Origin of the sequence: Wolbachia endosymbiont of Drosophila nikananu (assembly GCF_028981865.1) — a bacterium.
GTDB classification, from domain to species: Bacteria; Pseudomonadota; Alphaproteobacteria; order Rickettsiales; family Anaplasmataceae; genus Wolbachia; species Wolbachia pipientis_B.
Genome location: NZ_JAPQLL010000009.1, coordinates 1 through 10,613 on the forward strand (window position 1 = coordinate 1; position 10,613 = coordinate 10,613).

Sequence of the window (10,613 nt, forward strand, 5' to 3'; positions counted from 1 at the left end):
GCTCTTTCAAAATTTCTCGATCCTCGCAATGATTTGTGTTTCAAAAAAATCTTTGGAACGGAAAAAAATAAGAATATCCTGATCCACTTTTTGAACGATATTTTAGGGTTTACTGAGATAAATGCAATACAAGAAGTTGAGTTTCTTAGCACTATTATGGATCCCGAAGTTGCCTCTGATAAACAAAGTATTGTTGATGTTCTCTGCAAGGATTCTCACGGAAATAGATATATAGCAGAAATGCAGCTCGCTAGAGACAAGGGCTTCGAAAAACGCGCTCAATTATATGCCGCTAAAGCCTACTCAAGACAATTAGATAAATCTGGCAACTACATTGATTTAAAGAAAGTCTTCTTTATTGCTATATCAAATTGTAACTTACTTCCTGAAGAAGTTGATTATATCTCTACTCATAATATACGTGATATAAAAACTAACGGCCATTACTTAAAAGATTTTCAATTTATCTTTATAGAATTACCAAAATTTTCAAAAAGTAAAGTAGAGCAGTTAGAAAGTATAGTAGAAAGGTGGTGTTTCTTTTTTAAATACGCAGAAGAAACAACAGAAGAGGACTTAAAAGAGATAGCAGAAAAAGCGCCAATAATAAAGCTAGCATATGATGAATTAGACAAGTTTCGTTGGGACGAAAAAGATTTAGTAGCTTACGAAGAAAGAATAATGGATCTACGCAAAGAAGAAGCCATTCTTGAATACAGACTTGATCTTGCTGAAGAGAAAGGTATACAAAAAGGTATAGAGAAAGGAAAAATTGAAGGGAAAATTGAAGGGAAAATTGAAGTTGCAAAAGCGATGCTGGCTAATAATGCTGATGTCAACACTATTGTCAAGTTTACTGGCCTTTCTATTAGTGAGATTGAAGAATTAAGTGGAAATCTGTGAACGGTTACACTTGGAAAACTTTTGTGGCATAATTTAAGTGGGCAGTGTAGTCTACGATTACCGCATAATTTACTATATAGATATTCCAGAACATACAGACTTCAATTGAACACAGAAAAGATTCTTATCAAAGTTAATTACCCTTATTGTCAATAACTATTAGCTACAGACCAGTTCTTGTTAAGTTACAGTAAAGAAATGGGTCATATATAGCTAAACTGACTTACGATAATTTGAAAAACCGTCATTCCGCTACTAGTTAGCGCCGCGGCGGCATAGCTATAGAATATAGATCAGAAGTGACAAAGCCTAAAAAAAGGCCTAATATAACACAAAAAGCTTTATGAAAATCAGAGTTGGAGTAATAGGCTGCTTAGGCAAAATGGGCAAGAAAATACTCAATGAATTAATTACAAATACCAAAGTGGAAATAGCAGGTGCTGTTGCCCGTTCAGGCAGTAAGTACATAGATTCAGATATTGGACTAATTATAGCCAATCTAGGAATCAAGTTTACAAGTTCTATTAGTGGCATATTTGAGTCATCTGACGTTGTAATAGATTTTACAACTAAAGAATGTATGTTAGACTGCCTTAAAGCAGCTGTAAAATTTAAAACACCGCTGGTTAGTGGCACAACTGGAATAGAAGGTGTCGATTTAAAAGAGTATGCTGCTGAAGTTCCAATATTATGGTCAGCAAATATGAGTGTTGGGGTTAATGTGTTGCTGAAATTGGTAAAAAAAGCTGCTGAGCTTTTAGGTAATGAATATGACGTTGAGATTTGGGAAATGCATCATAACTTAAAAAAGGATTCACCATCTGGAACAGCTATAGAACTTGGCAAAACAATTGCTAACGCTTCAAAAGTGGATTTTCAGTCTAATCAATATTTACATAGTGGTTCAAACATAAGAAAAAAGGGGGGAATAGGTTTTGCAGTATCTCGTGGAGGTGGAGTAATAGGAGATCACAGCGTGATGTTTGTTAATTCTGATGAACGGATAGAACTAAACCACAAAGCAATTGATCGCACAACATTTGCTAGAGGAGCTGTTCAAGCAGCAGTATGGCTATATGAAAATAAAAGAGAAATTCCGGGGCTCTATTCAATGCAGGATGTGATATGAGCAATACACGTGCCTCTGTTAAAGATTTAAATCTCTGGTATGGCTCTAAGCAAGTTTTATTCGATATAAATTTGAATATTTATAAAAGAAAAGTTACTACTTTTATCGGACCATCCGGGTGCGGTAAATCAACATTTTTGCGTTGTTTTAATCGTATGAATGACTATGTACCTGGATGCAAAACTGTTGGTGAATTAGATATCGATGGGCTGGGTGATATATATTCACGCGATATGGATGTTGTGCTACTCAGAGCAAAAGTTGGCGTGGTATTTCAAAAACCAAATCCTTTTCCAAAATCAATATATGACAATGTTGCTTATGGGCCAAAACTGCATGGTATGGTGAAGGATAAGCAAAAATTGAATGAGATGGTGGAAAATAGTTTAACTAAAGTTGGCTTATGGGAAGAGTTAAAAGACAGATTGCAAGATAGTGCACTCGATTTATCCGGTGGCCAACAACAGAGGCTATGCATCGCTCGCGCAATTGCAGTGAAGCCAACTATTTTATTAATGGATGAACCGTGCTCCGCTCTCGATCCAATGGCAACCAATGCAATCGAAAATCTTATACAAGAGCTGAAATTAAGGTTTACTATAATTATGGTAACTCATTCAATTAAGCAAGCTAAAAAGTTATCTGATAGTGTAATTTTCTTTCATAATGGCAGAATTGTTGAGTCTGGAAGCACTCAAGAAATATTCGAAGATGCTCAATCTCCCTTAACAAAGGAGTATATCCTGGATCATTAAATTTCTGTCATCCTATGGCTTTGCGATTAAATCCATTAGCTTCAAAAATTGTAATACTTAAAAATATGATTGAATAATTATTAATAATAGTGTATAATTATTAACGTTTTTCAGGCATTTTTGTTATGGCTTTTTCTAAATTTCTCGATCCAAAAAATGACTTCGCGTTCCGGCGTATCTTTGGTACTGAGAAAAACAAAGATATTCTTGTTCATTTTCTCAATGATATTCTAGGTCTCACTGGTGAGGCTGAAATAAAAGATGTAAAATTTCTAAGTCCCATTCAAAACCCTGAAATTGCCGCTAAAAAGGAAAGTATTGTCGATGTACTCTGTAGAGATTCTACAGGTGTTCAATTTATTTGCGAGATGCAGGTTGCTAGAACGACTGGCTTTGAAAAACGTGCCCAATACTATGCTGCTAAAGCTTATTCAAGCCAAGCCGGTGTAGGTGACAAATATCATGAACTTAAAGAAGTTATCTTCATTGCTATCACTGATTTTATTCTATTTCCTCATAAATCAGCCTACAAATCCGATCATGTCACTCTTGACAAGGTAACCTTTGAACATGATCTAAAAGACTTTAGTTTCACTTTTATAGAGTTGCCTAAATTTAAGAAGAAGGAAGATCAATTGGAAAATATAGTCGAAAAGTGGTGTTATTTTTTTAGGTATGCAAATCAGACTAGCGAAGAGGATCTAAAAAAAATAGTAGGAAGTGATATAATTATTGGTAGGGCTTACAATGAATTGAACCAATACAATTGGAGTGAAGAAGAGCGGTTTACGTATGATCAAGCTAAGAAACGTGAGGATGATAATTTATCTTGCCTTAAACAAAAACTTAATGAAGGCATCCAAATCGGTAGAGAGAAAGGTAGAATTGAAGGAAAAATTGAAGTTGCAAAAACAATGTTGGCTAATAATGTTGATGTTGACACTATCGTTAAGTGTACAGGTCTTTCCATTAGTGAGATTGAAGAATTAAGGAATGTGTTAAAAGAGTATTTGAATGACAAAATATAATGTTAAGAAGTCTAATCTACTTTCAATTCCCCAGTATGTAAATTGCGTGGTAAAGATTCTAATTCCTTTGCAGTACTTAAACTTTTATTTTTTGCATGTATACCAAGCTTATTAAATTCTCGGGCAGCAGGAAACACCCTTGCTTCAAGCGAACCAGCAGTTTTATTATAATGATCAACAGCGCTTTTTAAGCTCCTGCGCAAATTATCAAAGTTTTCACCCATTGTGCAAATGCGCTCATATAAAATATGACCTAGTTCACTGATTTTCTTTGCATTTTCAGCTATCATCTCTTGCTTCCATCCATACGCTATTGCTCTCAGCAACGCAATTAGAGTGATCGGTGTTGCAATGATCACTTTTTTTTCCACTCCAATCTCTATCAAAGCAGGCTCATATTCCAGCGCTGCACTAAAAACCCCCTCCCCTGTTAAGAAAAGCACCACAAGTTCTGGCGTATTTTCAAATTGATTCCAATACTCTTTTTTACCTAAGTCATTTATGTGTTTTTTTATTGCCAGGGAATGATTCTTTAATTTCTCCTTTTGTATTTGCAAATCATTCTGTGATATAGCATCCATGTAGGAATCCAGTGGCACTTTAGCATCTATTATTATTTGCTTTCCAGATGGCATTTTAATTATTAAATCAGGACGCAATAAATTATCCTCGTTTTTATCAATCACTGAGGCTTGAGTAAAAAAATCGCAATATTCAATCATTCCCGCCATTTCTACCACTCTCTTTAACTGCATTTCACCCCATTTTCCTCTAATGTGAGGCTTTCTCAAGGCATTAGCAAGGCTGGAAGTTTGGTTCATCAGCGCTCCAATTTGTTCCTTTAAACCTTCATAGGCCCCTACCCTCTCTTTTTCTAGCTCACGTATTTCATTATCGAATTTTTCTAATTTTTCTTTTATTGGAGTGACAACTTCGTTAATCGTTGCTTGTCTTTTTTTAAAATCGCTTTCCGTTTCTTTTAATTTACTATCGATTACTTCCTTTGCTAAGTTCAGAAAATTATTGTTATTTGTCTGCAAAGCATCAAGAGAGAGCGCTTTAAAAGTGTTTGTTAATCTCTCCTCTGCTTTTGTTAGTAACTCTATTTCCTTTTTCTTTTCCTCACGTTCTTTTTGCAGAGTTACTTCAAGTTCTGCTCTTTTGACCCTTAAATCAACTATTTCTTCATTCTTCGTAAGCAAACTTTGTTTTGTCTCTTGAAGTTCTTGCTCTAATTTACATAAATTACCCTCAAGGTTTGCTTTCTTTTCGCTCAGTTTCTTTACGATAATGTAGAAAAATAGTAATAGAGAGACAACCAGAGCTATAGAATTGAAAAGCATCAGAATACAAAAAAAACCGTACTCTTAATACTATCTAATTTTTCTGTATATAAAAAAGAAAAAAGAGCACCTAAAGAAGTGCTCTTTTTTTGGAAGTTTGTTTATAGTTTATTATTTGTCTTATCATTACCAGCAGCTTGCACGCTAGGCGCAGTAAACGATGTTGCAGGCTTTGTTCCTTCTACACCGCCAACTCCTAATTGCTCACCTAAATTTTCATCAAAACCATAGAATGTTTCATCAGTATCATCTCCACAGCTATTTGTTTCTGGTGATCCTAAATTATCTTCCTCACTTTCTGTAGGTTCACTCAATCCAACCCTTACGAAACTCAAGCTACCAGAGTTTGATGTGCTATCATTTGCAGACGCTTCAGGTTGAGAATTGTCAACCCCTTTAGTAGCACCTTTAGCCAAAGGTTGATATTTTTGTATAGAATCTATTACAACAAATGTCGACCCTTCCTTAAAGCTTAAGGAGCTTTTCATTTTATCTATATCATTAAATACTCGGTTATCACCTATTTTTTGCAGCGCGCTAATAAATAGAGATACGGAACCATCCCCATTTTCCTTCTTACTAAAATTGATTTTAAAATCACTTTTATTGCAGTGTATTTCTGCACGATATTTACCATTATTTTTTTTGTGTTTATAATCTTCTAGCTTTTGTTGAATATCATCTGCAAGACATAGTTCTAATTTTCCGTCAAAAACGTTGATAGTAGAAGATTCTCTCTTAGATTTCTCAGAGTTTGGTATTTCTTCAACTTTAAGGTAGTTTTCATTTAATGCTTCTTTTTGAGTTTTGGTGTTGTAGTACTTTTTGATTGTGCTTGAGCAGGTTCCTGTCTCTCATTGCCTGAAGACTTCTCTTGCTGTGATGTATTTTGTTGAGTAGCATTTGCTTTACCACCAAACAACCACTTCCAACCTGATGAAATTTTTCTTGCAATCCATGAAATTCCTGTGTGATCAGCAATCCACTTAAAAAACTTTTTTATTTTTTCCCACATATTTTACCCCTATAATTAATAATAAATTAACTCAGTTATTACATATAAAGTCTAACCTGTCAACTGTGGAGAGAAAATATATGGTATAAAAAGAAGTAAAATGGTTCTATAGCTAAACTGACTTACGGCAATTTGAAAAACCGTCATTCCGCTACTAGTTAGCGGAATCTATCCGCGGCGGTATGACGTGCTGCTTTGGTCAGCTATAAAGATGATGCTGTGGAAGTTTTTAGTACTTGCTCGCAACTTTCAACAATTTAATAGCACTGGTGTTTACAACCTCTCCGCCGACACGCTTAGTGACAAAGAACCTCACATAAGGTTTATTCGTATAAGGGTCTCGTAATATTCTCATTCCTCTGTTATCTACAATCTTATAAGCTTGTTTGAAATCTGCCATCGCAATTACCGGTAGCTGATTGTTTGGCACCGGTGGCATATCGGCAGATTGATATACTGGTATTCCCATTAAGGTATCTGGAGCTTCAAGCGACAAACTTGGTTGCCAGAGATATTGGCCCTCTTGAGATTTTAGCAGCCTAATGTTCTTCAACGTACTCCTGTTCATCAAAAATGACGCATCTTTGGAATAATATTCATCCAGAGAGTAATACAACATCATTATTGAATCGCTATCTAATTTTTCAGTTTTAACTTGCTCTATTTTATTATAACTGTTTCCATTTTCATAAGTTAAAATTCCTTTGGGTTGAAAAGTGCCCTCACCTTTAATGAAGGCTTCGCTTTCTTCCTTACTAAAAGTCTCGGCAATCTTTTCCACCAGCCAACTCTCAACATCAACAAACGCATCATCGAGTAACTTTTGTGATATTTGTGGTTGAGCATATAACTCGTAAGTCGTGATAGAAATCTTTTGGATTTTGGGTGTGTCCGTATCTTTTGCAAAATCATACTTAGATTTATTGCCACCGTCCTCATCATCTACTGTTTCACTGCTCCAACCTGCACCGGCACGGTTAAAATCTTCTATAATGTAATCCAATGTTTCAGTAGAGATTCTTTGATTGGAGCATATTTGTCGCATTGGGGACGAATCAGTTACGCGCTTGTTTATGCGTTTTACAATATGCGGAGTAACTAGATACCCTCCAATATCATTATCATCTCCACTGAGGGTTTTGTGTGATAAACCGCTTTCCATTCCCTTGCGGATATAATCAGAAAAATATTTATCACTTGTGCTAAAATCTGTATTTACTTCTGGCCGTTGAGCTGCAGTTTCGATCAAGTCTAAACGCTCTTTGCAACTATCAATGGCATTATTTACCTTGCATAGCTGCTCAATCGTTGCAGAATCAGCACGCCCTTTGCTCTCAATTTCTTTTAATTTGCGATCATTTATTAATTTAAATTGCTCCCATGATGAAGCGAGTTCATTAATACGGTGAGCGATATCGGTAAGTGACATAATAGCCTCCTTTGAAAATGAAATTAGAATGGAAAATTAGTTAGCATTAGACTTCTTTTGAATTTTGCAGGCAACTGTGTTGTAATTTGAAGACAACAACCCTGTTGTTAACTACACTTCAGCATGAAAAAAAACCGAAGAAAACTTATTTGTTGAGAATATGAAGCTAGAAACAGCGTGGCACTTTGTACCACGCTTAGTACTGTAAGCTTAATCCAGTAATCAAATTAAGCGAGGCAAAACAAAAGATAATAACACTATATAACGTTCGTTTTTTTGTGTCAAGCACTTTTTTTTATCTGCTTCGATTAGATAAGGGATTTCAATATTAATTCTGCACTACTTGCAGTTTTTGTAATGGGTCTGCCAATGACGATATAATCGGCTCCTGAATTTATTGCTTCCCTTGGTGTTGCTGTTCTTTTTTGGTCGTCATGACCTGGATCTATACGAATTCCTGGAGTAATAATTTTAAAGTCTTCACCGCATTCTTGGCGCACTTCTTGAGCTTCCAATGCAGAACAGACTATTCCATGGAGTCCAATCTTTTTTGCAAGCTTTGCAAGCAAAATTACCTGTGATTTTACCTCTCTTGCTACTCCAAGCTCGTTTAAATCCTCATTGCTCATACTAGTTAGCACTGTCACTCCAATCAGCTTTATTTTTGTGCCTTGCACCACACTTAGCGCTTCTTCAAGCATTTTTGTTCCACCGCTGATGTGCAGAGTTAACATTCCAATGCTCAGAACTTTTATTACTTCAACGGTTTTAGCTACAGTGTTTGGAATGTCATGCAATTTCAGATCTAAAAAAATTGGTACATTACATTTTGCAACTTCTTGCACTCCAGAGAGACCATGAGCAGCAAAAAATTCTAATCCCAGCTTTACCATGCCAACTTTACCACGCAGAATATTAGCTAGAGAAATAGCCTTATTTAAGTCTTGTGTATCCAGTGCGCATATTATTGGGTTCATTATCTTGCATGATTTATTTTATAATAAGACTAATTGTTGTATTGTCAAGTTCTTGCACTCTGATTGGATTGACTGTATTCATTACATACTTCCTTTAATAGAGATGAAGGTTTGGTCGGAGTGGATGAGCGACTGTTATATCCAGAATCTTCCTCGGATCCATACTCACGATCTCCTGCATATAAAGAAACAGATGTTTCGTCTGGCAATGATGCATATTCAGAATCTTTTACAAGTTCTGGCAAGTGTTGTACGGCTGTTTCTTTTAGTTCTTCTAATAAAGATTTTATTACTTGAATCTCACCAGACACTTTTTTTAATACTGCTTCTATATTATTATCTCTACTTCTTTTTATTGGTCTTTCTATCTCGCATGCTATATGTTGTATAGCCCGTTGTATAAGACTCACTACTTCCTTCAAACCTTTTTGAAGTTGTTCTATTTGAGAGCATCGAACAAGGAAAAATCTTGTTAAACCTGAAAGAAACTATTTTATCCAGTGCTATAACAATTTTTAAATATAATTTATTAAGAAGTATTTTTGCAGTTATAACCGGACGCTCAATGGTGCTAGAGTGCCCGTTTGGGAGCATGGTTTTGGAGGAACGGTTAAACCACTGATGGAGTCTATTACGACTACCTCGATTAGAAGATTGTATAATCTAACCGTCCCAAGCTTAAATACTTCTTCATTATAAGTTATAGGAGGTCAATTACAATGACAAAAAGTAAATTAGAGGTAATGAATCCTGATGCAGCAGGGATAGATGTTGGTTCGGCTGTACATTATGTATGTATACCCGAGAGAAGAGATGAGCAACGTGTTCAAAAATTTGGCTGCTTCACTGAAGACCTTCATAATTTAGCAAGGTGGTTAAAAAAGTGTAAAGTTACAACCGTAGCGATGGAATCAACTGGTGTATATTGGATTCCTTTGTTTCAAATACTGGAATCTTACGGTTTTGAAGTTAAGTTGGTAAATGCGCGACATGTAAAAAATGTACCTGGGAGAAAGTCAGATGTTCAGGACTGTCAGTGGTTACAACAACTACATAGTTATGGATTACTCCAAGGGTCATTTAGGCCAGATAGCCAGATATGTGTATTGCGTAGTTACGTGCGACAACGTAAGAACCTCACTGAAAGTGCATCTACACATGTTCTGCGTATGCAGAAGGCATTAATTCAAATGAATATACAACTGCATAGAGTTATAAGAGATATAACAGGAGTAACTGGTATGAAAATTATCAAGGCTATAATTAAAGGCGAAAGAGATTCTGGGAAATTGGCTCAATTCAGGGATGCACGAATAAAAAATGATCAGTCTACTATAGCAAAAGCGTTAGCTGGCGATTATAGAGAGGAACATGTATTCACGCTAAAGCAAGAATTTGAACTATATAATATTTATCAAGAAAAAATAGCAGAATGTGATAGAAATATTGAGGTCTATTACAAAACGTTTGAAACAAAATCTAACGAAAGTAAACAGTTGAGTAAGGAAAAGAATAAGCACAGAAAAAGTAAGCCTGACTTTGCTTTGCACGAGGAACTGCACCGAATAACTGGTATGGATTTTACTAAAGTTCCAGGGCTTGATATACTAAGTATACAGACTATAATTTCAGAAACTGGTATAAACCATAATAAATGGTCAACAGAAAAACACTTTTCATCGTGGTTAGGACTCAGCCCTGCCAATAAAATTACAGGAGAAAAAGTGTTTAGCACAAGAACGCGTAAAGTCATTAATCGTGCTGCGAATGCATTTCGAATGGCTGCTAATTCTGTAGGAAATAGTAAAAGTTCATTGGGTGCATACTACAGGAGATTAAAAAAACGATTAGGAGCACCAAAAGCAATAACAGCTACTGCAAGAAAAATAGCATGCATATTTTATAGTATGCTCAAATACGGACAAGAATATGTAGAAAAAGGAATGGAATACTATGAAACACGATATAAGGAGAGAGCTGTAAAAAATTTGATCAAAAAGGCACGAGAATTTGGCTATACTTTAGTGCAACAAG

At 35.6% G+C, this 10,613-nt stretch carries 12 protein-coding genes; 5 read left to right on the top strand and 7 right to left on the bottom strand.

Annotated features, from left to right (window positions below; translation table 11 throughout):
- The 4 genes from OZD67_RS00595 to OZD67_RS00610 all read left to right on the top strand — a co-directional run.
- A partial coding sequence (locus OZD67_RS00595) for an Rpn family recombination-promoting nuclease/putative transposase (RefSeq protein WP_274999621.1) occupies nt 1-903 on the top strand: 903 nt, incomplete at its 5' end.
- Nucleotides 904-1,246: 343 nt separating this feature from the next.
- Nucleotides 1,247-2,032: a 4-hydroxy-tetrahydrodipicolinate reductase gene (dapB, locus tag OZD67_RS00600; protein ID WP_182182991.1), complete on the top strand. Its 786-nt coding sequence runs from the start codon at nt 1,247-1,249 to the stop codon at nt 2,030-2,032.
- Nucleotides 2,029-2,787 carry a phosphate ABC transporter ATP-binding protein PstB gene (gene pstB, locus OZD67_RS00605; protein ID WP_182182993.1) on the top strand — a complete coding sequence of 253 codons (759 nt, stop codon included), beginning with the start codon at nt 2,029-2,031 and terminating at the stop codon, nt 2,785-2,787. Before dapB ends, pstB begins: the two co-directional genes overlap by 4 nt.
- A gap of 125 nt (nt 2,788-2,912) precedes the next feature.
- Nucleotides 2,913-3,815 carry an Rpn family recombination-promoting nuclease/putative transposase gene (locus tag OZD67_RS00610; RefSeq protein WP_182182994.1) on the top strand — a complete coding sequence of 301 codons (903 nt, stop codon included), beginning with the start codon at nt 2,913-2,915 and terminating at the stop codon, nt 3,813-3,815.
- An 11-nt stretch (nt 3,816-3,826) separates the two neighbouring features.
- Here the strand turns inward: OZD67_RS00610 and OZD67_RS00615 are convergent, their stop codons facing one another.
- From OZD67_RS00615 to OZD67_RS00645, 7 genes are all read right to left on the bottom strand, one after another.
- Nucleotides 3,827-5,158, bottom strand: coding sequence for a DNA recombination protein RmuC (locus OZD67_RS00615; protein WP_096617708.1), 1,332 nt, complete (start codon nt 5,156-5,158; stop codon nt 3,827-3,829).
- Between the two features lie 101 nt (nt 5,159-5,259).
- Nucleotides 5,260-5,646 (bottom strand): hypothetical protein, encoded by a 387-nt coding sequence (locus OZD67_RS00620; RefSeq protein WP_259346612.1) that lies wholly within the window; start codon nt 5,644-5,646, stop codon nt 5,260-5,262.
- A gap of 299 nt (nt 5,647-5,945) precedes the next feature.
- Complete coding sequence (locus tag OZD67_RS00625; protein WP_182184214.1) at nt 5,946-6,173, bottom strand: hypothetical protein; 228 nt, start codon at nt 6,171-6,173, stop codon at nt 5,946-5,948.
- 229 nt (nt 6,174-6,402) lie between these two features.
- Entirely contained in the window at nt 6,403-7,602 is a 1,200-nt protein-coding gene (locus tag OZD67_RS00630; RefSeq protein ID WP_182182996.1) for a phage major capsid protein, read from the bottom strand.
- 308 nt (nt 7,603-7,910) lie between these two features.
- On the bottom strand, nt 7,911-8,579 hold the full coding sequence (gene pyrF / locus OZD67_RS00635; RefSeq protein WP_182182998.1) for an orotidine-5'-phosphate decarboxylase: 669 nt from the start codon (nt 8,577-8,579) through the stop codon (nt 7,911-7,913).
- Nucleotides 8,580-8,623: 44 nt separating this feature from the next.
- Nucleotides 8,624-8,989: a hypothetical protein gene (locus tag OZD67_RS00640; protein ID WP_182183000.1), complete on the bottom strand. Its 366-nt coding sequence runs from the start codon at nt 8,987-8,989 to the stop codon at nt 8,624-8,626.
- Entirely contained in the window at nt 8,922-9,173 is a 252-nt protein-coding gene (locus OZD67_RS00645; RefSeq protein WP_274999623.1) for a hypothetical protein, read from the bottom strand. The genes OZD67_RS00640 and OZD67_RS00645 overlap by 68 nt, the downstream gene beginning before the upstream one ends.
- 119 nt (nt 9,174-9,292) lie before the next feature.
- Here OZD67_RS00645 and OZD67_RS00650 point away from each other — a divergent pair.
- On the top strand, nt 9,293-10,613 hold a 1,321-nt coding region (locus OZD67_RS00650; protein WP_274999611.1), incomplete at its 3' end, for an IS110 family RNA-guided transposase.

Excerpts from the sequence above, each read along its gene's own strand:
- pstB (WP_182182993.1), top strand. The coding sequence starts at position 2,029 with ATGAGCAATACACGTGCCTCTGTTAAAGATTTAAATCTCTGGTATGGC.
- OZD67_RS00645 (WP_274999623.1), bottom strand. The coding sequence starts at position 9,173 with ATGCTCCCAAACGGGCACTCTAGCACCATTGAGCGTCCGGTTATAACT.
- OZD67_RS00625 (WP_182184214.1), bottom strand. The coding sequence starts at position 6,173 with ATGTGGGAAAAAATAAAAAAGTTTTTTAAGTGGATTGCTGATCACACA.
- OZD67_RS00610 (WP_182182994.1), top strand. The coding sequence starts at position 2,913 with ATGGCTTTTTCTAAATTTCTCGATCCAAAAAATGACTTCGCGTTCCGG.
- dapB (WP_182182991.1), top strand. The coding sequence starts at position 1,247 with ATGAAAATCAGAGTTGGAGTAATAGGCTGCTTAGGCAAAATGGGCAAG.
- pyrF (WP_182182998.1), bottom strand. The coding sequence starts at position 8,579 with ATGAACCCAATAATATGCGCACTGGATACACAAGACTTAAATAAGGCT.
- OZD67_RS00620 (WP_259346612.1), bottom strand. The coding sequence starts at position 5,646 with ATGAAAAGCTCCTTAAGCTTTAAGGAAGGGTCGACATTTGTTGTAATA.
- OZD67_RS00630 (WP_182182996.1), bottom strand. The coding sequence starts at position 7,602 with ATGTCACTTACCGATATCGCTCACCGTATTAATGAACTCGCTTCATCA.
- OZD67_RS00615 (WP_096617708.1), bottom strand. The coding sequence starts at position 5,158 with ATGCTTTTCAATTCTATAGCTCTGGTTGTCTCTCTATTACTATTTTTC.